At 68.1% G+C, this 20,609-nt stretch carries 21 protein-coding genes and 1 pseudogene; 2 read left to right on the top strand and 20 right to left on the bottom strand.

From position 1 onward, the window contains the following. Nucleotides 1-232: 232 nt before the first annotated feature. The 14 genes from ISP17_RS06820 to ISP17_RS06755 form a co-directional block, all read right to left on the bottom strand. Nucleotides 233-1,498 carry a glutamate-5-semialdehyde dehydrogenase gene (locus ISP17_RS06820; protein ID WP_404631306.1) on the bottom strand — a complete coding sequence of 422 codons (1,266 nt, stop codon included), beginning with the start codon at nucleotides 1,496-1,498 and terminating at the stop codon, nucleotides 233-235. Nucleotides 1,499-1,500: 2 nt separating this feature from the next. After that, complete coding sequence (gene proB, locus ISP17_RS06815) at nucleotides 1,501-2,676, bottom strand: glutamate 5-kinase (RefSeq protein WP_404631304.1); 1,176 nt, start codon at nucleotides 2,674-2,676, stop codon at nucleotides 1,501-1,503. A 124-nt stretch (nucleotides 2,677-2,800) separates the two neighbouring features. Next, on the bottom strand, nucleotides 2,801-3,931 hold the full coding sequence (proB, locus tag ISP17_RS06810; RefSeq protein ID WP_404631302.1) for a glutamate 5-kinase: 1,131 nt from the start codon (nucleotides 3,929-3,931) through the stop codon (nucleotides 2,801-2,803). Further along, nucleotides 3,924-4,271 (bottom strand): cupin domain-containing protein, encoded by a 348-nt coding sequence (locus ISP17_RS06805; protein ID WP_404631300.1) that lies wholly within the window; start codon nucleotides 4,269-4,271, stop codon nucleotides 3,924-3,926. Before ISP17_RS06805 ends, proB (ISP17_RS06810) begins: the two co-directional genes overlap by 8 nt. 9 nt (nucleotides 4,272-4,280) lie before the next feature. Beyond that, on the bottom strand, nucleotides 4,281-5,576 hold the full coding sequence (gene argH, locus ISP17_RS06800) for an argininosuccinate lyase (RefSeq protein ID WP_404631298.1): 1,296 nt from the start codon (nucleotides 5,574-5,576) through the stop codon (nucleotides 4,281-4,283). 178 nt (nucleotides 5,577-5,754) lie between these two features. After that, nucleotides 5,755-6,711: an N-acetyl-gamma-glutamyl-phosphate reductase gene (gene argC, locus ISP17_RS06795; RefSeq protein WP_404631296.1), complete on the bottom strand. Its 957-nt coding sequence runs from the start codon at nucleotides 6,709-6,711 to the stop codon at nucleotides 5,755-5,757. Nucleotides 6,712-6,727: 16 nt separating this feature from the next. Further along, nucleotides 6,728-8,059, bottom strand: coding sequence for an acetylglutamate kinase (locus ISP17_RS06790; protein WP_404631294.1), 1,332 nt, complete (start codon nucleotides 8,057-8,059; stop codon nucleotides 6,728-6,730). Between the two features lie 37 nt (nucleotides 8,060-8,096). Continuing rightward, on the bottom strand, nucleotides 8,097-9,302 hold the full coding sequence (locus tag ISP17_RS06785) for an acetylornithine deacetylase (RefSeq protein WP_404631292.1): 1,206 nt from the start codon (nucleotides 9,300-9,302) through the stop codon (nucleotides 8,097-8,099). Next, nucleotides 9,299-9,742 carry a GNAT family N-acetyltransferase gene (locus ISP17_RS06780; RefSeq protein ID WP_404631290.1) on the bottom strand — a complete coding sequence of 148 codons (444 nt, stop codon included), beginning with the start codon at nucleotides 9,740-9,742 and terminating at the stop codon, nucleotides 9,299-9,301. Before ISP17_RS06780 ends, ISP17_RS06785 begins: the two co-directional genes overlap by 4 nt. Before the next feature lie 3 nt (nucleotides 9,743-9,745). Further along, complete coding sequence (locus tag ISP17_RS06775) at nucleotides 9,746-10,936, bottom strand: argininosuccinate synthase (protein ID WP_404631288.1); 1,191 nt, start codon at nucleotides 10,934-10,936, stop codon at nucleotides 9,746-9,748. A gap of 27 nt (nucleotides 10,937-10,963) precedes the next feature. Continuing rightward, complete coding sequence (locus ISP17_RS06770; protein ID WP_404631286.1) at nucleotides 10,964-11,437, bottom strand: OsmC family protein; 474 nt, start codon at nucleotides 11,435-11,437, stop codon at nucleotides 10,964-10,966. Then, a complete protein-coding gene (locus ISP17_RS06765) occupies nucleotides 11,434-12,060 on the bottom strand; it encodes an FMN-binding negative transcriptional regulator (RefSeq protein ID WP_404631284.1) in 627 nt (208 codons plus the stop codon). The genes ISP17_RS06770 and ISP17_RS06765 overlap by 4 nt, the downstream gene beginning before the upstream one ends. A 10-nt stretch (nucleotides 12,061-12,070) precedes the next feature. Further along, on the bottom strand, nucleotides 12,071-13,078 hold the full coding sequence (locus ISP17_RS06760; protein ID WP_404631282.1) for an N-acetylornithine carbamoyltransferase: 1,008 nt from the start codon (nucleotides 13,076-13,078) through the stop codon (nucleotides 12,071-12,073). Between the two features lie 386 nt (nucleotides 13,079-13,464). Further along, nucleotides 13,465-14,004 carry a glycine zipper 2TM domain-containing protein gene (locus ISP17_RS06755; RefSeq protein WP_404631280.1) on the bottom strand — a complete coding sequence of 180 codons (540 nt, stop codon included), beginning with the start codon at nucleotides 14,002-14,004 and terminating at the stop codon, nucleotides 13,465-13,467. 183 nt (nucleotides 14,005-14,187) lie between these two features. On the opposite strand from ISP17_RS06755, the gene cysS reads away from it, so the two are divergent. Further along, nucleotides 14,188-15,558 (top strand): cysteine--tRNA ligase, encoded by a 1,371-nt coding sequence (gene cysS, locus ISP17_RS06750; RefSeq protein WP_404631278.1) that lies wholly within the window; start codon nucleotides 14,188-14,190, stop codon nucleotides 15,556-15,558. A 49-nt stretch (nucleotides 15,559-15,607) separates the two neighbouring features. Next, nucleotides 15,608-16,036, top strand: a complete 429-nt coding sequence (locus ISP17_RS06745; RefSeq protein WP_404631276.1) for a SufE family protein — start codon at nucleotides 15,608-15,610, stop codon at nucleotides 16,034-16,036. A 12-nt stretch (nucleotides 16,037-16,048) separates the two neighbouring features. On the opposite strand, the gene arsH is transcribed toward ISP17_RS06745, so the two are convergent. The 6 genes and pseudogenes from arsH to dksA form a co-directional block, all read right to left on the bottom strand. Then, nucleotides 16,049-16,789, bottom strand: coding sequence for an arsenical resistance protein ArsH (gene arsH / locus ISP17_RS06740; protein ID WP_404631274.1), 741 nt, complete (start codon nucleotides 16,787-16,789; stop codon nucleotides 16,049-16,051). Next, on the bottom strand, nucleotides 16,786-17,850 hold the full coding sequence (gene arsB, locus ISP17_RS06735) for an ACR3 family arsenite efflux transporter (RefSeq protein WP_404631272.1): 1,065 nt from the start codon (nucleotides 17,848-17,850) through the stop codon (nucleotides 16,786-16,788). Before arsB ends, arsH begins: the two co-directional genes overlap by 4 nt. A gap of 28 nt (nucleotides 17,851-17,878) precedes the next feature. Next, nucleotides 17,879-18,301, bottom strand: coding sequence for an arsenate reductase (glutaredoxin) (gene arsC, locus ISP17_RS06730; protein ID WP_404631461.1), 423 nt, complete (start codon nucleotides 18,299-18,301; stop codon nucleotides 17,879-17,881). 108 nt (nucleotides 18,302-18,409) lie between these two features. Continuing rightward, nucleotides 18,410-18,820 (bottom strand): annotated as a pseudogene (locus ISP17_RS06725) (arsenate reductase ArsC); the annotation flags it as partial. Then, nucleotides 18,817-19,167: an ArsR/SmtB family transcription factor gene (locus tag ISP17_RS06720; RefSeq protein ID WP_404631270.1), complete on the bottom strand. Its 351-nt coding sequence runs from the start codon at nucleotides 19,165-19,167 to the stop codon at nucleotides 18,817-18,819. The pseudogene ISP17_RS06725 and the gene ISP17_RS06720, both read right to left, overlap by 4 nt. A 283-nt stretch (nucleotides 19,168-19,450) precedes the next feature. Beyond that, on the bottom strand, nucleotides 19,451-20,584 hold the full coding sequence (dksA, locus tag ISP17_RS06715; RefSeq protein WP_404631268.1) for an RNA polymerase-binding protein DksA: 1,134 nt from the start codon (nucleotides 20,582-20,584) through the stop codon (nucleotides 19,451-19,453). Nucleotides 20,585-20,609 lie beyond the last annotated feature (25 nt).

Genomic DNA, 20,609 nt, shown 5'->3' with positions numbered 1-20,609 from the left:
ATCAGCCACATAGATGAAGAGACGGTCGGCCGGTCACCCACCGGGGTTCTGAGGCTGCAGTGAGATGGATTCCCGCTTTCGCGGGAATGACGGTACGGGCCGAATAGGCGTCAACAGACACCCGGGCATCGGCAACCGGCATGAGCCGGCGCATTGGAAACCGTCGTCGCATACGGCACGCCGTGTCCCGTAGCCCCGCTACAACAGCCCGCGCTGCATGCCCGCCCGAGCCTCAACCTGTGCGGCTCTCCGGATGCCGCACCTGCCCTTCCCCGCGCACCACGAAACGCTCGATGGTGAGCGACTCGGCGCCCATCGGTCCGTAGGCGTGCAGTCGGGTGGTGGAGATGCCGATCTCCGCGCCCAGGCCCAGCTCGCCGCCGTCGGAGAAGCGCGAGGAGGCATTGACCATGATCACCGCCGAGCGCAACGCGTGAACGAATTGTGCCGCTGTCGTCTCGTTGCGGGTGGCGATCACCTCGGTGTGGTCCGAGCCGTAGCGGCGGATGTGCGCGATCGCGTCGTCGAGACTGTCGACCACGCGGACGGCGAGGATCAGGTCGAGGAACTCGGCGGCGTAGTCGTCCTCGGTCGCTGGCTTCATGTCGCCCGCCAGTGCGCGGCTCGCCTCATCGCCGCGCAGTTCCACACCCTTGGCGCGCAGCGCCTCGGCGGCGCGCGGCAGGAAGCTTGGCGCGATGTCCTGATGCACCAGCAACGTCTCCAGCGCATTGCACACGCCGGTGCGGGTGGTCTTGCCATCGAGCAGAAGGTCCATCGCCACGTCGGGGTCGGCGTCGCGGTCCACGTACAGGTGGCAAACGCCCTTGTAGTGCTTGATCACCGGCACGCGCGCGTGTTCGGTGACGAAGCGGATCAGGCCCTCGCCGCCGCGGGGGATGGCCAGATCCACGATGTCGCTCAGCTGCAGCAGCTGGACCATCGCCTCGCGGCTCAGGTCGTCCATGATCGTCAGCACCTCGCGCGGCACACCGTGCCGGTCCATCGCCTCGTGCAGCGCCGCGGCGATGGCCAGGTTGGAATGCAGCGCCTCGGAGCCGCCTCGCAGGATCACCGCGTTGCCGGCCTTCATGCACAGCGCGGCGGCATCGGCGGTCACGTTCGGACGGGCCTCGTAGATCATCGCCACCACGCCGAGCGGGATACGCACGCGCTCGATCGCCAGGCCGTTCGGACGGATCTCGCGCCTCGTCACCTGGCCGACCACGTCGGGCAGGTTGGCCACTTCACGCACGGCGTTGGCGATGGCGGCGACGCGGCTGGCGTCCAGCTTCAGCCGGTCCAGCATGGCGCCCTGCACACCCTTGTCGGCGGCGCCGGCCATGTCCTTCGCGTTGGCGTCGAGGATGGCCCTGGCGTGCGCATCGACCGCGGCGGCCATGTCGCGCAGCAGCGCGCGGCGGGCGTCGGCGTCCAGCATGGCGATCGCCGGGGCGGCGTCGCGGCAGGCCAGGGCTCGGGTTCGGATATCGCTCATGCTCAGATGTCTCCTGTCGTCAGGTCCAGCTCGCGCACCAGCGCGAGATCGTCGCGATGCACCACGTTCTCGCCGAAGCTGTAGCCGAGCCGGGTCTTGATGTCGCGCGTGTGGCTGCGCGCGATGCGGTTGATTTCCATGGCGCTGTACTGGCTGATGCCGCGGGCGAAGGACTGCAGCGAGCCGTTCTCGCCGGGGCCGACGATCTCCACCATGTCACCCCGCTGGAACTCGCCCTCGGCCGCGAGGATGCCCTTGGGCAACAGCGAGGCGCCCTCGTCGCTGAGCGCACGCATGGCGCCGGCGTCCACCTCGATGTGACCGGGCACCGCCGGCACGTGGCGCAGCCAGTACTTGCGCGCCTGCAGGCGGGTGGCCCGGGTGCGCAGCAGGGTGCCGTGCAGCAGGTCACGCGAGAGCAGGCTCACCACCTCGCTGTCACGGCCGTTGAAAAGGATGGTCTCGATGCCCGCGGCGCCGGCCTTCTCCGCCGCTTCCAGCTTGGTACGCATGCCGCCGGTACCCACCGAGCTTCCGGCAGCGCCGGCCATCGCCATGATCTCGGGGGTGAGCTCGGGCACTTCGTTGACCGGTTCGGCATCGGGGTTGCTGCGCGGATCGGCGGTGTACAGGCCGTCGATGTCGGTGGCAATCAGCAGCATGTCGGCGTCGACCAGCGCGGCGATGATCGCGGCGAGGTTGTCGTTGTCGCCTAGGGTGAGCTCGTCCACCGCCACCGTGTCGTTCTCGTTCACCACCGGCATCACGCGATGGCGAAGCAGCTCGCCCAGCGTGGCGCGCGCGTTGAGGTAACGGCGCCGGTTGCGCAGATCGTCGTGGGTGAGCAGCACCTGCGCCAGCGGAATGTCGAGCAGGCGCTGCCACAGCCCCACCGTCTGGGTCTGGCCCAGTGCGGCCATCGCCTGGCGCGCCGCATTGCTGGTGTCCTCGCCGGAATGATCCTTGAGCAGCACGCGTCCGGCCGCGACCGCGCCGGACGACACCAGTACGATCTCGCGGCCGCTGGCGTGGCAGGCGGCGATGAACTGCGCCAGCCCCAGCGCATAGCGCGTACTGAGGCCACCGCCATCGGCAGCGATCAGGCTGCTGCCCACCTTGAGTACGGCGCGCCGCCACGGTGGCACGGATTGCTGCCGAAAGGCCCTCAGTTGCGTCATTTCCCCGACTTCCTCACCAGATACCACCTCTAAAGGGTCTGGGCAGGTTCGTGTATTTCAACCCTTGCCGCGGAACTCCATCGCGGGAGCGAAAACGTTTCGGACGTATGGACGTCCATATCTTCTACGCCGAAACCAGCGCAAGGTCGTCGCGATGCACGATCGCCGGTCCGTAGCTGTAGCCGAGCAGATCGTCGATGTCGCGACTGTGCCGACCGGCGAGGCGTCGCACGTCTACCGCACCGTATTGGCTCAGGCCTCGCGCCACCACGCGACCGGAAGGGTCGACCACTTCCACCAGGTCGCCGCGATGGAAATCGCCCAGCGCCTCCACCACGCCCCCGGGAAGGAGCGAGGCACGACCGGCGGCGAGCGCGCGAGCCGCGCCTGCATCGACCCGGATCGACGACGCGTCACAGGGCGCGTGCAGCAGCCAGTACTTGCGCGCCTGCATGCGGCTCTGCCCGGCGATGAACAGCGTGCCGCGCAGCTCGCCCTGCCCCAACGCCTGCACGGTGGCGGCATCACGCCCGTTGAACAGCGCCGTGGCGATGCCGGCCGCCGCGGCCTTCTGCGCCGCCTGCAGCTTGGTGCGCATGCCGCCGGTGCCGACTGCGCTGCCACTGCCGCCGGCCATCGCCAGCACCGCCGGAGTGATCTCGTCCACGCGCGGAATCGGCCGCGCGTCCGGATCGCGACGCGGATCGGCGCTGTGCAGCGCATCGATGTCCGAGGCGATCAGCAGCAGGTCGGCATCCACCAGCGCCGCGACAATGGCGGCGAGATTGTCGTTGTCGCCCAGCTTGAGCTCGTCCACCGCCACCGTGTCGTTCTCGTTGATCACCGGCAGCACCTCGATCGCCAGCAACTGGCGCAGCGTGGCGCGCGCGTTGAGGTAGCGGCGGCGGTTGCGCAGGTCGTCGTGGGTGAGCAACACCTGCGCGACCGGCCGCGCCGACAGTGACTGCCACAGTGCAACCATCGGCGCCTGTCCCAGCGCAGCCAGCGCCTGCCGTTCGGCCAGGTCGCCCATGGGGACGGCCCGCGCGCGCAGCAGGGCGCGACCCGCCGCGACCGCGCCGGACGACACCAGCACCACTTCCCTGCCCTGCGCCTGGCTGTCGGCGATGAAGGCGGCCAGAGCCTGCGCGTAGTCAGGCGTGAGCCCGCCGCCATCGGCCGCCAGCAGGTTGCTGCCGACCTTGAGCACCGCGCGTCGCCATGCGGGCAGTGGCTGACGGGGCAGCTCAGCCATCGACCACCTCGCGGTCGCCGTGGCTGCGCGGCGACGACACCACCAGAAAGCGAAGCTCGTCACCGGAGTCGTTGCGCATCTGATGCGCCGGGCCGGGCGGTACGTGCAGGCCCTGCCTCGCGGCGAGGCGATGATCGACGCCGTCGAGCTCCAGCGTGGCTTCGCCCTCCAGCACATAGAAGAACTGGCGCGAGCGCGCATGCCGATGGCGCACCTCGGCGGTGCCGGGCGGCATGCGCTCCTCGATCACGCTGAGGTCGTCGCCTTCCAGCAAATGCCAGCCGTCGCACTGCCGGCCCCAGACGTAATGCGCTGCGTTGGCGGTGCTGACGGTGGCCATGGCTTTACCTCACCGGCCGAGTGCGGCGAGCCGCGCGCGCAGCTCGTCCAGCCGCAGGGCGTTGCCGGCTCCGGGCGAGGTGCGCGCGGCGAGGCTGGCCTCGGGCGTGCGGCCTGTGCCGGCGGATGCGGCCGTCTCGGCGGCGGCGCGGTAGGCGTCGCGGAACGGCACGCCGGCGGCGGCCTGCTCGATCGCCACGTCGGTGGCGTACATCGCCGGCTCGATCGCCCCGCGCATCATTGCCTCGTTCCACTGCATCTGCGCCAGCAGGCCCGGCAGCAGCTCCAGCGCCATCAGGCCGTGACGCACGCCGTGGAACAGCGAGCCCTTGGAGAACTGCAGGTCGCGCTGGTAACCCGACGGCAGCGACAGCAACTGCTCGATCTCGCAGCGCGCCGCGGCCACGCTGGCGTAGCTGGCGCGCAGCAGTTCCACCACGTCCGGATTGCGCTTGTTCGGCATGATCGAGCTGCCGGTGGTGTACTGCGACGGCAGCGCTACGAAGTTGAATTCCGCCGTGGTGAACAGCGACAAATCCCACGCCAGCCGGCGCAGGTCGAGCATGGCGCTGGCGATCGCCTCCAGCACCGCCATCTCGAACTTGCCGCGCGAGAGCTGGGCATAGATCGGCGACACCTGCATGCGCGCAAAGCCCAGCGCGCGCGTGGTGTGCTCGCGATCCAGCGGCAGGTTGACGCCATAGCCCGCGGCGGTGCCGAGCGGGTTGGCGTCGATCCAGTCGCGCGTCTGCCGCGCGCGCAGCGCGTTGTCGATGAACCCCTCGGCGAAGCCGGCGAACCACATCGCGGTGGACGACACCACCGCCCGCTGCAGGTGCGTGTAGCCGGGCAGCGGCAGCGCGGGCTGCGCGGCGCGTTCCAGGCAGACCTCGGCCACCGCGCGGCAGTGCGCTTCCAGCTCGGCGAGCTTGTCCTTCAGCCACAGCCGCGTGGCCACCAGGATCTGGTCGTTGCGGCTGCGCCCGGTGTGCACGCGGCGACCGGCGTCGCCGAGCCGCTCGGTGAGGCGCGCCTCGATGGCGGAATGGCCGTCTTCGTAGCGCTCATCCAGCACGAACGCACCGGAACGGAAATCCTCGGCCAGCACGTCCAGCTCGCGCTTCAGCGCCGCCACCTCGTCGGCGCTGACCACGCCGATATTCGCCAGCCCTTCCACGTGCGCCTTGCTGGCGGTGATGTCGTGCAGGAAGAACTCGCGATCGAGGATCACGTCATCGCCGGCGAGGAACTGCATGATGCGCGGGTCGATCTGGATGCCGGATTTTTGCCAGAGGGGCTGGGACATAGGAGTGAGTCGATAGGAGTGAGAAGTGAGAGAAGAGCGGAGAGCTCAGGAGCGAGTGAAGAGGAAGGAATGAAGAGAAGAGAACAGAGCAGAGTCGGTGGCGGCAAGGTAGGCGAGAGGCGAGCTTTTGCTTCTCTCTCACTCCTCACTCCTCTGCACTCACTCCTCGCTTTTTCGCTCACTCCTGCCTTATCGCCGTGAACTCGTCCACACCGATCGCCCGGTTGATGTTCTGCAGCGCCTGAGTCGCCGCACCCTTGAGCAGGTTATCCAGCGTGGCCACCACCACCACGCGCTTGCCGTCGGCGGAGACTGCGAAGCCGCCGATGTCGACGTGATGCTGGCCGGCGACCGCACTCACCCATGGCGCCTCGTCGACCACGTGCACCAGCGGCTCGGCGTCGTAGGCGTGGTGGAAGCGCTGCATCACTTCCTCGCGGCTCATCTTGCGGGCGAGGTAGAGGTTGGTGGTGACGGTGAGGCCGCGGAAGTGCGGCGCTACGTGCGGCATGAACTCCACCGGCACGCCGAGGTGGCGGCTCGCCTCCTTCTCGTGGGTGTGGCCGGTGAGCGAATAAGGCATCAGGTTGTCGCGCAGCTTCTCGGGGTCGTTCTTGTCCGAGGGCGTGGTGCCGGCACCGGAGTAGCCGGATACGCCGAAGCACACCGGCGGCGCGGCCAGCATGTCCTTGAGCGGCGCGATGGAGAGCTGGATCGCGGTGGCGTAGCAGCCGGGGTTGCTGATGTGCTTCTCGCCGCGCCATTTCTCACGCGTGAGCTCGGGCAGTCCGTAGTACCAGCTGCTGTCGAAGCGGTAGTCGGCGGACAGATCGAGGATCAGCGTGCCCGGCTTCACCTTGTCGATCGCCTCGACATACGGCGCCGCCTTGCCGTTGGGCAGGGCCAGCACCACCACGTCGGTGCCCTGCGCCGCCACTGCCTCGGCATCGAGGCTGGCATAGCGAAGCTCGCCGACGTAGCCGTCCACGTGGTCGGCCACGCGCTGACCGTCGAGTTCACGCGAGGAGACGAACGCCAGCTCCAGCGCCGGATGCGCGGCGACCAGGCGGATGAGTTCGGCGCCGGTGTGGCCGCGGGCGCCGACGATGCCAAGGGTTTTGCGTGCAGCAGTCATGACTCTTTCCGAAATGTCAGTCGACCAGCGTCGGCTGGCGGGTGGAGCAGTGGGCGACGCAGCGCTCGATGGTGGCGAAGCCGTCCAGCCCGTACCAGAACACCTTCCAGCGCGCCTGCTTGAAGCAACCGTCGGACTCGGCGTAGTAGAACGGGTTGATCGGATTGCCGTGGCGCGAGCGCCAGAACAGCTGTGGATGCTGCTCGCGCATCACCTGCCACACGGCGCGGCCGAGGCCCTCGCCCTGTGCCTCGTCGAGCACGGCGAACTTGTCGAGGTAGGGAAGCCCCTGCTTTCCATCGACCTGTTCGAGCGTGAGGATCATCGCCGCGCGGTAGTTCTCGCTCACGTACACGCGGTACGGCGTGGTGCGCTCGAAATAATCCGGCACCACCTTGCGGCCGAAGCTGGATTCGATCAGCTCGCGCAGCCGTGGCTGGTCCACGCCCTGCCAGCTGTCGAAGGTGAGCACCTTCTCGCCGCGGCGGACCAGGGTGCCCGAACCCTTGTGGGTGAACAGCTCCTTGGCCAGCTCGGACGGGCGGGTGATCGACACGGACGAGGACAGCGGCAGCTTGTCCAGCAGGTCGGCGATCTGCTCGATCTTCACCCGCATGCCGCCGTTGATCCACGGCTGCGCCATCAGGTGGTCGAACTCGGTCGAGAGGTTGATCGAGTCGATCAGCCGGCCCTGGTCGTCGAGCAGGCCGCCGGTGCCGGTGAGGAACACGATCTTGTACGGCTGCAGCACGCGCACCAGTTCGTTGGCAGCGAAGTCGGCGTTGATGTTGAGGAACTGGCCCTCGTCCGTCTCGCCGAGGCTGGCGATCACCGGGATCGAACCGGCACGCAGGCTGGCCTCGATCGGCGCCAGATTGATGCTGTCGACCTTGCCAACCATGCCGTAGGTGTCGCGGTCGAGGAAGCTGGCCATGAACACGCCCGAGGGCACCGAGGTGGCCCGCGTGTCCATCGACTGCAGCGCCTCGACCAGCTTGAGGTTCTGCTGCTGGAACACGCGGCGCACGATGCCCAGCGCCTTCGGGCTGGTCACGCGCAGGCCGTTGACGGTCTGCTTCTCGATGCCGGCGGCGGCCAGTTCCTCGTCCAGCTGCGGGCCGGCGCCGTGCAGCACGATGGGGGTGAGGCCGACCTGCTGCAGGAAGGTCAGCGAGGAGGTGAGGTCGGCGAGCTCGTCGCGCAGCACCGCGCCACCCACCTTCACCACCGCGAAACGGCTGGCGTCGAGCTGCGAGAAGCGCTTGAGGTACTGCTGGATCTCCTTCGCGCTGCCCATGGCCGAGAGCAGGCGAACGATGGTCTTGCGGGTGTTGGAACCGGTGGTCATGGCGTCAGTCGTTGGGGTGTCGGGAGTCGGCACGGCATCACGCGTTGCCGCGTGCGACGAGGCGATGGATGGTGGTGACGTAATGCTGCAGCTGGTCGAGCGCCACCCACTCGTCGGCGGTGTGCGCCTGGGCGATGTCGCCCGGGCCGTAGACGAACGCGGTGTAGCCGGCGGCGGAGAACAGCGCCGCCTCGGTCCAGAAATCCACCGCGTTGCCGACCGGGATCTCCAGCTCGTCGGCCAGGTCGCGCGCAGCCAGCCGGCGCGCCTCGGCGGTAGCGGTGTCGCCGGCCGGCAGCGAATCGCCGCGGAAGGTTTCGGTGAACTCGGCGGGCGCCGGCTCGACGAGGGTGCGCAGGGTCTCCAGCATGCGCTCCGGGTCCATCGTCGGCAGCGGCCGGAAGCCGAAGCGCACCTCGGTGGTCGGCGCAATCATGTTGGCCTTGATGCCGCCGTCGATGCGGCCGATGTTGAAGCGCAGGCCGGTCAGCCCGCCGAAGCGTTCATGCGACTGCGCCGCGGCGAAATCCAGCGCCGCATCGCCCCAGCGCACCGCCTGGTGGAGCGCGCTGTCGCTGGGCTTCTGCTCACCCGAGGCATGGCCGGCGTGGCCAGCGAAGCGCATCAGCACCGAATGGATGCCGCGGTGGGCCAGCACGGCTTCGCCCTTGGTCGGCTCGGCCACGATCACCGCGTCGTAGCAAAAGCCCCTCTCCCCCCGGGAGAGGGGTTGGGGTGAGGGTTCGGCATCGCCAGAACGCTCCGCTCCGTCCGTACCCTCACCCCGACCCTCTCCCAGCGGGAGAGGGGGAAATTCCTTGAGGAAGCCGGCGATGCAGCGCGCATCGTTGGCCTCCTCGTCGGTGGAGAACAGCATCGCCATCGGGCCGTCGGTGACATTCGCTACGGCAATCAATGCAGCCGCGGCGCCCTTGATGTCGCAGGCACCCAGGCCGATGGCGCGATCGCCTTCCACGCGCAGCACGTGCGGGTCGGCGCTCCAGTGCGGCGAGTCGGGCACCGTGTCCAGGTGCACGTTGAACAGCCGCTTCGGCACACCACGCACCGCGTGCAGGGTGACCGCACCGGCACCGTAGTCGGTGACGGTCACCTCGAACCCCCGCAACTGCGCGCGGATGTAGTCGAAGATGCCGCCGGTGCCGATTTCGCGCGGCGGATTGCGCGTGTCGAAACCGACCAGCGCCTCAAGATGTTGCAGGGTGGATTGCAGAAGAGGGGTCATGGCCTGCCTGGCGTTCGTGTGTAGACGTCCGGATCGAGCTTTTCCATCAAGGTCTGCGGCCGCGCCGGCGCGGTGAAACCGAAGCCGGCATACAGTGCATGCGCATCGCCGGTCGCCAGGCTGAAGCGGCGCAGCCCCTGCAACTGCGGATGCGCCATCACCGCCGCCATCAGGGTCGTGGCATGGCCTTGCCCACGGTGCTCCGGCAGCACGAAAACGTCCGCCAGGTAGCCGAAAGTGGCGCCATCGGTGACCACCCGCGCGAACGCGATCTGGCGTCCGTCGAGGTAGCCACCGAAACACAGCGAGCCTTCGATGGCGCACTCTACCGTGGCGCGCGGGATGCCCCGGCTCCAGTAGGCCTGCTCAGCGAGGAAGGCGTGGATCATGTCCCGATCCAGCGCCTCCCGTGACGTATCGATGCGTAAAGTGCCGTCCATGCGTCAGCGATTGACCTCGGCCCACAGCGTCGAGCTCATGCCGAACAGCTTGATGAAGCCTTCGGCCTCTTCCACGCCCCAGTCGGCGGACTGTGCGTAGGTGGCACCCTTGGCGTTGAGGATGTGCGGCGAGCGGATTTCCACCGCCGTGACCTGGGCACCGCTTGTCTCCAGCACCACCTCGCCATTGACCTGCGACTGGCTGGAAGCGAGGAAGGCTTCAAGGTCGGTCTTCACCGGATCGTGGAAGAAGCCTTCGTAGACCACCTCGACCCACTTGCGCGCCACCTCGGGCTTGAAGCGGTTCTGCTGCTTGGTCAGCACGGCCTCTTCCAGCGCGCGATGCGCGGCGAGCAGCGAAATCAGGCCCGGCGCTTCGTACACGATGCGACCCTTCAGACCGATCGTGGTGTCACCGGTGTACATGCCGCGGCCCACGCCGTACGGCGCGAACAGCGCGTTGAGCTTGGCCAGGAGCGTCGCGCCCGGCAGCTTCTCGCCGTTGAGCGACACCGCCTCACCCTGCTCGAAGCCGAGCGTGACGGTCAGCTTTTCGGACGGCCATTCGGCGCGCGGCTTGCACCAGCCGCGGGCGCCCTCGCCCGGCGCCTTCCAGTGGTCGATCTCGCCGCCGGACAGGGTCACGCCCAGCAAGTTCTCGTTGATGGTGTAGCTCTTCTGCTTGGCGCGCACGTCGAAGCCGCGCTCCTCCAGATAGGCCTGCTCGTAGGCGCGCGTCTGCGTGTGCTCCTTCTGGATCTCGCGAATCGGCGCCACGATCTGGTAGTCGCCCAGCGCCTTCACTGCCAGGTCGAAGCGCACCTGGTCGTTGCCCATGCCGGTGCAGCCGTGGGCGATCGCCCTGGTGCCCAGCTCTTTGGCGCGAGCGATCGCCGCATCGACGATCAGGTAGCGGTCGGACACCAGCAGCGGGTACTGGCCCTGGTAGCCCTCGCCGGCCCAGACGAAGGGCTTCACGAAGCCGTTCCAGATCGCGGGGCCGCCGTCCACGGTGACGTGGCTGGCCACGCCGAGCTCTTTCGCTCGCGCCTCGATATACGCGCGCTCCTCGGCGTCCACGCCGCCGGTGTCGGCGAACACGGTGTGCACGGCCCAGCCGCGCTCGGTCAGATAGGGCACGCAGAAGCTGGTGTCGAGGCCGCCGGAGAAGGCGAGGACGATGTCTTTGCTCATGGCTTGCAGATCCTGGAAAGAAAAGGTTTAGACAGAAGCGACGACGATGCGCGGTTCGCAGCGCACCGGGAAATTCACAGAGTTGGCGATGAAGCAGGCGTGATGCGCGGCCTCGTGCGCGGCCTCGGCTTTGGCCGGGTCGCTGGCGGCGGTGATGGTGACGACCGGGCGCAGCACGACCTCGGTGAAGCGGCCGCCGTCGCCCTCGGTCACCATGCTGCCCTCGGCGGCATCGGTGTAGTCGGTGACCACCACGCCGGCGACCGTCGCCATGTGCAGGTAGGAGAGCATGTGGCAGGTGGAGAGTGCGGCCACCAGCATGTCCTCCGGGTTGTGCCGGGCGGCGTCGCCGCGGAAGGTGGGATCGGCCGACCCGGCGAGATCCGGCTTGCCGGGCACGCGGATCACGTGGTTGCGGCTGTAGCTGCGGTAGCCGTCGGTGCCCGTGCCGCGGTTGCCGGTCCAGGCCACGTCGACGCGATAGCGGTGGGGGCGGTTCATGCGCGGCCTTCCTCCTGTTTCTGCATCAGTGCGGCGAGTGCCAGGTCGTCGATTTGCCCGCGCCGGATCAGGCCGGCGATCACACCGGTGCGGTTGGCATCCGGATGGTTCTGGCTGAGCTTGAACTTGCCCTCGATGCGCTCGATCGCGATCTCGATGCCGACGATGGCACCGAGCAACTTTTCCACGTGATCGGCCGGGGCATCGGCGACCCTCCAGGGCGAAGGCTCGCTGGCCTCATGACGATCGGTCAGTCCATCGAGCAGCGCGCGCAGCCAGTCGGCATCGTGGATCACGCGCAAGCGGCCGTGCACGTGCGCCACGGCGTAGTTCCACGTAGGCACCTCGCGGCCGCCGTTGGCGTGCTTGCTTGGGTACCAGTTCGGGCTCACGTAGCCCTGCGGACCGTGGAAGATCACCAGCGCCGCAGCGCCATCCATTGCCGCCAGTTCGTTACCGCGCGCGACGTGGCCGTGCAACACCTGGCCCTGCCGCACGAACGGCAGGTGGTTCACCGCCATGCCAGCGGCCCCGTTCGCCACCAGCGTGGCGAACGGATGCGCATCGATCAGCCCGTGCAGGGTGTCCTCGCGCGTCTCGACGAAATGCCGGGGCTGATACATGGCGGCCGACTCAACCCTGGCCGATCAGCGACGCCATCACCGCCTTCTGCACGTGCAGGCGGTTCTCGGCTTCGTCGATGGCGATGCAGTACGGCGCGTCCATCACCGCGTCGGTGGCCTTGATGTTCCGGCGCAGCGGCAGGCAGTGGCTGAACAGGCCGTGGTCGGTGAGCGCCATCTTCGCCTCGTCGACGATGAAGTGCTTGTGCGCGTCGCGGATCGGCTTTTCCTGCTCCCAGCGGCCGAAATACGGCAGCGCGCCCCAGCTCTTGGCGTAGACCACGTGGGCACCCGAGTAGGCTTCCTCGATGTCGTGACTGACCTTCAGCGAGCCGCCGTTCTGCTCGGCATTCAGACGGCCAAACGCCATGTAGCGCTCATCCAGCACGTAATCGGGCGTGGGGCACAGCAGGGTCACGTCCATGCCCATCTTGGTGGCGATCAGCAACGCGGAATTGGCCACCGCGGTGTTGAGCGGCTTGGGGTGGTAGGTCCAGGTGAGCACGTACTTCCTGTTCTGCAGGCTGCCCAGGTGCTCCTTCATCGCCAGCGCGTGGGCCAGCTCCTGGCAGGGATGGGTGATCGTTTCCATGTTGATCACCGGCACGGTCGCGTACTGGGCAAAGGCCTTGATGACCTTGTCCTGGCGGTCCACCTGCCAGTCCTGGAACTTCGGGAAGGCGCGCACCGCGATCAGGTCGACGTAGCGGCTCAGCACACGCGCCACCTCGGCGATGTGCTCCTCGGTGTCGCCGTCCATCACGCTGCCCACCTCGAACTCGATAGGCCACGCGTCCTTGCCGGGCGCCAGCACGATCGCGTGGCCGCCCAGGTGGAACGCGCCCAGCTCGAAGCTGGTGCGGGTGCGCATCGAGGGATTGAAGAACAGCAGCGCCACCGACTTGCCGGCCAGCTGCTGACCGCGCGGCGAGCGCTTGAACACGGCGGCCTGTTCCAGCAGCGCGTCGATCTCGGCGCGGCTGTAGTCCTGGGTGGTGATGAAATGCCGAAGGGTCATAGGTGACATCGCTCTTGATGAATAGTCCGGCCATGGATGGCCGGTCTTGCCATTCGCGGACGGATCCGCGTGAAGTGAATCGAAAACGAAAAAACCCGGCGCGAGGGCCGGGTTTTTTCAGTCGTTGCACATGAACAGCAGCGCGCGACAGCCTACCCGGCCGAATGTCGGACCAGCGGTCGGCGCGCACGCGACGTCATGCCAGCAGCCATGCGGGCGCTGGTGAGGACGTTGGCGGTATAGACGGCTGTGGACATGGCGGACTCGGGTGAGGAAACCGAATCATGGCGGCAATTTCGCTGCCGTGCAACAAAATTTGCGGGACGACGTCCGAAAACGCGACCGCCGCCCGGAGGCGGCGGTCGTGACCTTCGATAGCGGTACCGTCAGTCGGCCGGTTCCACGCTCACCCGCACGCGCAGGCGCTCGCCCGGGTCGTAGTTGAGGCGCGAGGTGTACACCTCGCCGCGGTAGCGGTATTCCACGTCATAGCTGGTGATGCGGCGCTGCTCGCTGACCCGGCTCACCTCGCGGCAGCGGGTCTCGGTATCCTCGTATTCGCGGCCGCTGCCGGCCGCGCGGTGGCCGATCGCACCACCGGCCACGGCACCGGCCACGGTGGCCGCCTTGCGGCCGTCACCCTTGCCGACGGTGTTGCCCAGCACGCCACCCACGATGGCGCCGAGCACCGTGCCGGCGGTGGAATTGCCGCCCTCGCGACGCACCACCGGCTGGTCGTAGCACTCCTGCTGCGGCGCTTCGGTGCGCACCACCGCATAATTCGGATCGACCCGCAACACGTCGGCCCAGCCGTAATGGCTGCCATCGTCGCCACCGGGGCCCGCGGGCGGTCCGTAACGGTCCTGCGCGTGGACGGCGCCGGCGAGCAGAGTCAGCGCCAGCACGGAAAACAACATCTTGGTCATTGCGGACTCCAGCTCGGGAGAAGTAGCCGGCCCCCTGTTGGGCCGTGCTGCATTCGAGCAAATTCACTCTGAATCCACGCTTAGAACGGCCCGGGCCGCCGCGGCAGCTTAGGCCTTGTTAAGATGCCCGGCCGTGTTTTGCCCGCCGCTGGCCGGGCGACTGCCGCCGTGGACCTCCCGCCGATGCCGATTTCGCTCTACAACAGCCTCAGTCGCCGGACCGAGCCGTTTGCGCCGCTGGACCCCGAGCGCGTCACCGTCTATCTGTGCGGTCCCACGGTGTACAGCTACGTGCACATCGGCAACGCGCGCGGCCCGGTGGTGTTCGACGTGCTGGTGCGACTGCTGCGACGGCACTACCCGCAGGTGGTCTACGCCCGCAACATCACCGACGTGGACGACAAGATCAACACTGCTGCGCTCGAACAGGGCGTGCCGATCAGCGCGATCACCGACCGCTTCGCCGCCGCCTACCGCGAGGACATGGCCACCCTCGGCATCGCCCCGCCCGACGTCGAGCCGCTCGCCACCGCGCACATCGGCGAGATCATCGCGATGATCCAGACGCTCATCGCCAGCGGCCACGCCTACGCCGCCGAGGGCCACGTGCTGTTCGACGTGGCCTCGTACGCCGCCTACGGCGCGCTGTCCGGCCGCGACACTGAAGAGATGATCGCCGGCGCCCGCGTCGAGGTGGCGCCGTACAAGAAGAACGCCGCCGACTTCGTGCTGTGGAAACCGTCCACGCCCGAGCTACCCGGCTGGGACAGCCCCTGGGGCCGCGGCCGCCCGGGCTGGCATATCGAGTGCTCGGCAATGAGCGCGGCGCACCTGGGCGAAACCATCGACATCCACGCCGGCGGCATCGACCTGCAGTTCCCGCACCACGAGAACGAGATCGCCCAATCCACCTGCGCCCACGGCGGGAAGACCTTCGCGCGCTGGTGGATGCACAACGGCATGCTCACCTTCGACGGTCGCAAGATGTCCAAGTCGCTGGGCAACGTGCTGCACGTCCACCAGCTGCTCAAGCAGCACCCGCCGGAGGCGCTGCGCCTGCTGCTGCTGCGCGGCCACTACCGCCAGCCGCTGGACTGGTCGGACAACGCGATCGCGCAGGCGATCAGCACGCTGGACGGCTGGTACCGCGTGCTGCGCGATCTGGAATCGGTACCGATGATCGAAGGCGCGCTGCCGGTCCCCGAGAGCATCGAGGCAGCACTGTGCGACGACCTCAACACGCCGCAGGCACTGGCCGAACTGTCGGTGCTGGCCGATACGGCGCGGCAGTCGGGCACGCCGGCAGCCAAGGCCGCCCTGCTCGGCGGCGGCACCCTGCTCGGCCTGCTGCAGCAGGCGCCGGAAGCGTGGTTCCAGCGCGGCACCGACGGCGTCGACGGCGCACGGGTCGAGGCCCTGCTGGAAGAACGTCGCGCCGCGCGTGCGGCGAAGGATTTCGCCCGCGCCGACGCGATCCGCGCCGAGCTGACGGCGATGGGCGTGGTGATCGAGGACGGCGCGCAGGGCACGCGCTGGAGCGTTGCCAAGGCCTGACCCATGCAACCAGATCGCTTCCAGCGGGCCTGAGCGCGATAATGCGCGAATGACCGAAACGACCGCCACCGCCCACGACGCCCAGCAGCAGATCGCCGAGGAGTTCGCCTTCTTCAGCGACTGGACCGAGCGTTATCAGTACCTGATCGACCTGGGCAAGCAGCTGCCGCCGTTCCCCGATGAGGCCAAGACCGAGGCCAACCGCGTGCACGGCTGCCAGTCGATGGTATGGCTGGTGCCCGGCGGCGATGCCACAAAGATGCATTTCCAGGCAACCAGCGACTCGGCCATCGTCTCCGGCCTGATCGCACTGGTGCTGCGGGTGTACTCGGATCGACCGGCGGCAGAAATCGTCGCTACCGAACCGGAATTCATCCAGACCATCGGCCTGGCCAAGCACCTCTCGCCCACGCGCTCCAACGGGCTGGCCGCGATGCTGGCCAGGATCAAGAGCCACGCGGCCGCCGCACTGACGTAAGCCGGGACAGGCTTACATCCGCGCCAACGTCTCGCCGATCGCGGTCGTGGCTACCGGCTGGTTCGACTCGCGACGCTCGGAGTAGCGATCCACCAGCTGCGCCGCATGCGGGCGCAGCAGCACGGTGAAGCGCACCAGCTCCTCCATCACGTCGACGATGCGGTCGTAGTAGGCCGAGGGTTTCATCCGCCCCGACTCGTCGAACTCCTGCCACGCCTTGGCCACGCTGGACTGGTTGGGGATGGTGAACATGCGCATCCAGCGTCCCAGCAGGCGCAGCGTGTTGACCGCGTTGAACGACTGCGAGCCGCCGGACACCTGCATCACCGCCAGCGTGCGGCCCTGGGTGGGCCTCACCGAGCCGATCGACAGCGGCAGGTGGTCAATCTGCGCCTTCATCACGCCGGTGATCTGGCCGTGCCGCTCCGGACTGCACCACACCTGCCCTTCCGACCACTGCGAGAGCTCGCGCAGTTCGCGCACCGCCGGATGATCGTCGCCGGCCACCTGGTCGGGCAGCGGCAGGTCGGACGGATCGAAGATGCGCGTCTCGGCGCCGAAGAACTGCAGCAGCCGCGCCGCCTCCTCCACCGCCAGACGCGAGAACGAACGCTGCCGCAGCGAGCCGTACAGCAGCAGGATGCGCGGCGGCGGCTGATCGGGCGCCAAGCCCAGTGCGGGGCGCCGATGAGCGAATTCCGGGTGCAGGGCCGGCAGCAAATCGGGATCGGTTAGGGTGCGCAGCCGGCTCATGCGCGCGTCTCCGCCGCCACCGAAAAGCGCGATTGCATCGCCCGCGCAGCATGCACCAGCGCCAGCAGCACCGGCACTTCCACCAGCGGTCCGATCACCGCGGCGAACGCCACCTTCGACGCCAGCCCGAACGCAGCGATCGCCACCGCGATGGCCAGCTCGAAGTTGTTGCCCGCCGCGGTGAACGCCACCGCCGTGGTGCGCGGGTAATTGGCGCCGACCCAGCGCGCCATCGCAAAGCTCACCGCGAACATCACCACGAAGTACACCACCAGCGGCAGCGCCACGCGCAGCACGTCCAGCGGCAGCGCGAGCAGCTCGCCGCCCTTGAGGCTGAACATCGCCACGATGGTGAACAGCAGCGCCACCAGGGTGATCGGCCCGATCCGCGGCAGGAATCGCTCGACGTACCAGCGCTCTCCCTTGGCGCGGATCAGTGCGCGCCGGCTCAACCAGCCCGCGGCAAACGGGATGCCGAGGTAGATCAGCACCGCGCCGGCAATCGTGGAAAACGCTACCGGCACCACCTGCCCGGCCAGCCCGAACAGCGGCGGCAGCACGCTGAGGAAGAACCACGCGTACGCACCGAACGTAAGCAGCTGGAAGATCGCGTTGAACGCCACCAGCCCCGCCACGTACTGGTTGTCGCCGCCGGCCAGCTGGTTCCAAACCAGCACCATGGCGATGCAGCGGGCCAGGCCGATCAGGATCAGGCCCGTCATGTATTCGGGCTGGTCGCGCAGGAAAATCACCGCCAGCGCGAACATCAGCAGCGGCCCGATCACCCAGTTCTGCAGCAGCGACAGCCACAGCAGGCGGCGATCGGCGAACACCTGGTGCAACTCCTCGTAGCGCACCTTGGCCAGCGGCGGATACATCATCAGCACCAGGCCGATGGCGATCGGAATGTTGGTGCTGCCGATGCTCAGGCGGTCGAGCGCCGCGGGCAAGCTGGTGAACACCGAACCGAGCAGCACGCCCAGCGCCATGGCGGCGAAGATCCACACGGTGAGGTAGCGGTCGAGAAACGAAAGGCGAAGGCGCGGGGCGGCGTCGGTCATCGGTGAATCCAGAAAGAGTTAAAAGAGGTCAGCCGACGCGACGGCCCTGGGCATCCAGCACCGCCTCGCCGTCCTCCTTGACGAAGGCGCCGCGCGGACGCAGCGGCAGCAGGTCGAGCACGCGCTCGGACGGCCGGCATAGCGCCACGCCCAGCGGCGAAACCACCAGCGGACGGTTGATCAGGATCGGATGAGCGAGCATCGCGTCGAGCAGCGCGTCGTCTGACAGCGTGGCGTCGTCCAGGCCCAGCTCGGCATAGGGCGGAGCCTTATCGCGGATCAACGCGCGCAGCGGCTCGCCGGTGCGCGCGGCGAGTTGGGCGAGCAACGCGCGGCTGGGCGGCGTTTTCAGGTACTCGATCACGTGGGGCTCGAAGCCGCAGTGGCGGATCAGGGCCAGCGTGTTGCGCGAGGTGCCGCACTCGGGGTTGTGGTAGATCACCACGTCCACCGGCACGGTCGCGGCGCTGGCGCCCTCGCTGCGGCCGATCTGCTGCAGCTGCGCGCGCAGCGACTCGCGCTCCAGCCCGGCCAGCGGCAAGGCGGTGAAGGCGCGGATGCGGTTGGCCAGCAGGCGGAATGCGGTGTGGAAGGCCTGCTCGCGCTGCTCCGGCGTGCCGCTGGCGGCGGCCGGATCGGCGATGCCCCAGTGCGCGGTCAGCGGATGCCCCGGCCAGATCGGGCAGACCTCGCCAGCGCCGTTGTCGCAGACGGTAAAGACGAAATCCATCACCGGCGCGTCGGCGGCGGCGAACTCGTCGACGTTCTTCGAGCGCAGGCCATCGACCGGATGCCCCACGTCCCGCAGCAGCTTGAGCGCCAGCGGGTGCACCTCGCCCTTGGGCTGGCTGCCGGCCGAGAACGCGCGAAAGCGCCCCTCGCCCAGCTGGTTGAGCAGGCTTTCGGCAAGAATCGAGCGCGCCGAGTTGCCGGTGCACAGGAACAGGACGTTGAAGATGCGATCGGTCATGGAGTGGCCTTGGCAGGTGGGCAGCAGGCCAGTTCGGCCAGCAGCGGAGTGCACAGTTCGGGATGGGCGTTGCAGCAGTCGCGGGCGAGAAACAGCATCAGGCCGCGCAGCGTGTCGAGCTGGGCGCGGTAGATCATCGAGCGGCTGTGCCGCTCGGCATGCACCAGGCCGGCACGCGCCAGCACGCCAAGGTGCGTGGACATGGTGTTCTGCGGCACATCGAGAGTTGTCGCCACGTCGCCGGCCGGCAGACCGTGCGGCTCGTTCGCCACCAGCAGACGGAACACCGCCAGCCGGGTCGGCTGGGCCAGGGCAGCCAGCGTGGCGAGCGCGTCGTTGTTATCCATATATCCAGAATTACCGATATATGTGGCACATGCAAGCCTCGCCCGGGCCATCGCGGTCTGGAAACCGTCACTTGAGGGCGCCAGGCGTGTGCGCGAATGCGCGACACGACGGTTGCGGCCCTCCCCGCATGTCCACACACCGCCTCGGAAACCCGCCAGGAGTCCGATCCCGGCCGAACAGCCATCGAGTTGACGCATTACCAGCGACTGATCTGAGATCCCGCAAAAGACGAAGCCCCGCGCGGGGCGGGGCTTCGTCAACAAGCAGCGATGCCGCGTAGGCCTAGTCGCCCATCTGCTTCTGCAGGTGCTCGCGGCGCTCCTGCGCGTCGAGCGAGAGCGTGGCGATCGGGCGGGCGTCGAGACGATCCACGCCGATCTCCTCGTCGGTCTCCTCGCAGTAGCCGTAGCGGCCTTCCTCGATGCGGCGCAGCGCCTTGTCGATCTTGGAGATCAGCTTGCGGTAGCGGTCGCGGGTGCGCAGTTCGAGCGAGTTCTCGGTCTCGCGCGTGGCGCGCTCGGCCTCGTCGCCCACGTCGCGCACTTCGTCGCGCAGGTTTTCCATGGTCTGGCGCGACTCCTCCACCAGCTGGTCGCGCCAGTCGCGGAGCTTGTTGCGGAAGTACGCCAGCTGTCGCGGGCTCATGTACTCCTCGTCGGCGGAGGGGCGGTAGCCCTTGGGCAGTTCGATCGTGGTGGTCGCCGGGAGCGCGTAGCGCCCGTCTTCCTTGGTCACGCCATTGTCGGAAATTGCAGCAGCTTTATTCATTGAGGACGACTGGGACTTCTGTTTCTTGGGAGGAGTATGGCTGGCGGTGGCCGTGGCCACGCGGGGAGTGGCCAGCGCCACGGCGCTGGCTACCTTGCCCTTGACGGGAGCGGCCGGAGCGGGGGCCGGGCTCGCCGCGACAGGTTTGGCTACCGACGCAGGCTTGGCCGCGACCGGAGCCGGCGCGGGTTTCACCGCAGCGGGTTTCACCGCAGCCTTTTTCACCGGAGCCGGCTTGACGGGTGCCGCCTTCTTGGCAACCACCTTGGCCGGCGCCTTCTTCACGGCGACGGGTTTGGCAACTTTCTTGGCCGGCGCCTTCTTGGCGACGACCGGCTTCTTCGCCGCAACCTTCTTGGCCGTCGGCTTCTTCACCGGCGCGCTCTTGGCAACCGGCTTTTTCGCTACAGCCTTCTTGGCGACCGGCTTCTTCACGGGCGCGGCCTTCACGGGCGCCTTCTTCACAGTCTTCTTGGCAGCGGGCTTGGAGGCCGCGGCTTTCTTCGGTGTGGACTTGGCCGCCTTGCTGGCGCCGCGCGAGGCGGCCGCAACGGGTTTCGCCTTCCCGGGCTTGGTGGATTTTGCCGTGGCCGCAGGCTTGTTCTTCTGCGCCTTGCCGGCGGTCGAACTACGCGTGGTTTTCGCCATTTCCCTTCACCGTTTTGGCCGTGGC

The sequence above is a fragment of the Dyella ginsengisoli genome, from assembly GCF_044904665.1.
Classification (GTDB): domain Bacteria; phylum Pseudomonadota; class Gammaproteobacteria; order Xanthomonadales; family Rhodanobacteraceae; genus Dyella_A; species Dyella_A ginsengisoli.
Note: the sequence above shows the minus strand (reverse complement) of the source record. Positions and strands in the feature narration are given on the sequence as shown.

Excerpts from the sequence above, each read along its gene's own strand:
- ISP17_RS06820 (WP_404631306.1), bottom strand. The coding sequence starts at position 1,498 with ATGAGCGATATCCGAACCCGAGCCCTGGCCTGCCGCGACGCCGCCCCG.
- proB (WP_404631304.1), bottom strand. The coding sequence starts at position 2,676 with ATGACGCAACTGAGGGCCTTTCGGCAGCAATCCGTGCCACCGTGGCGG.
- proB (WP_404631302.1), bottom strand. The coding sequence starts at position 3,931 with ATGGCTGAGCTGCCCCGTCAGCCACTGCCCGCATGGCGACGCGCGGTG.
- ISP17_RS06805 (WP_404631300.1), bottom strand. The coding sequence starts at position 4,271 with ATGGCCACCGTCAGCACCGCCAACGCAGCGCATTACGTCTGGGGCCGG.
- argH (WP_404631298.1), bottom strand. The coding sequence starts at position 5,576 with ATGTCCCAGCCCCTCTGGCAAAAATCCGGCATCCAGATCGACCCGCGC.
- argC (WP_404631296.1), bottom strand. The coding sequence starts at position 6,711 with ATGACTGCTGCACGCAAAACCCTTGGCATCGTCGGCGCCCGCGGCCAC.
- ISP17_RS06790 (WP_404631294.1), bottom strand. The coding sequence starts at position 8,059 with ATGACCACCGGTTCCAACACCCGCAAGACCATCGTTCGCCTGCTCTCG.
- ISP17_RS06785 (WP_404631292.1), bottom strand. The coding sequence starts at position 9,302 with ATGACCCCTCTTCTGCAATCCACCCTGCAACATCTTGAGGCGCTGGTC.
- ISP17_RS06780 (WP_404631290.1), bottom strand. The coding sequence starts at position 9,742 with ATGGACGGCACTTTACGCATCGATACGTCACGGGAGGCGCTGGATCGG.
- ISP17_RS06775 (WP_404631288.1), bottom strand. The coding sequence starts at position 10,936 with ATGAGCAAAGACATCGTCCTCGCCTTCTCCGGCGGCCTCGACACCAGC.
- ISP17_RS06770 (WP_404631286.1), bottom strand. The coding sequence starts at position 11,437 with ATGAACCGCCCCCACCGCTATCGCGTCGACGTGGCCTGGACCGGCAAC.
- ISP17_RS06765 (WP_404631284.1), bottom strand. The coding sequence starts at position 12,060 with ATGTATCAGCCCCGGCATTTCGTCGAGACGCGCGAGGACACCCTGCAC.
- ISP17_RS06760 (WP_404631282.1), bottom strand. The coding sequence starts at position 13,078 with ATGACCCTTCGGCATTTCATCACCACCCAGGACTACAGCCGCGCCGAG.
- ISP17_RS06755 (WP_404631280.1), bottom strand. The coding sequence starts at position 14,004 with ATGACCAAGATGTTGTTTTCCGTGCTGGCGCTGACTCTGCTCGCCGGC.
- cysS (WP_404631278.1), top strand. The coding sequence starts at position 14,188 with ATGCCGATTTCGCTCTACAACAGCCTCAGTCGCCGGACCGAGCCGTTT.
- ISP17_RS06745 (WP_404631276.1), top strand. The coding sequence starts at position 15,608 with ATGACCGAAACGACCGCCACCGCCCACGACGCCCAGCAGCAGATCGCC.
- arsH (WP_404631274.1), bottom strand. The coding sequence starts at position 16,789 with ATGAGCCGGCTGCGCACCCTAACCGATCCCGATTTGCTGCCGGCCCTG.
- arsB (WP_404631272.1), bottom strand. The coding sequence starts at position 17,850 with ATGACCGACGCCGCCCCGCGCCTTCGCCTTTCGTTTCTCGACCGCTAC.
- ISP17_RS06720 (WP_404631270.1), bottom strand. The coding sequence starts at position 19,167 with ATGGATAACAACGACGCGCTCGCCACGCTGGCTGCCCTGGCCCAGCCG.
- dksA (WP_404631268.1), bottom strand. The coding sequence starts at position 20,584 with ATGGCGAAAACCACGCGTAGTTCGACCGCCGGCAAGGCGCAGAAGAAC.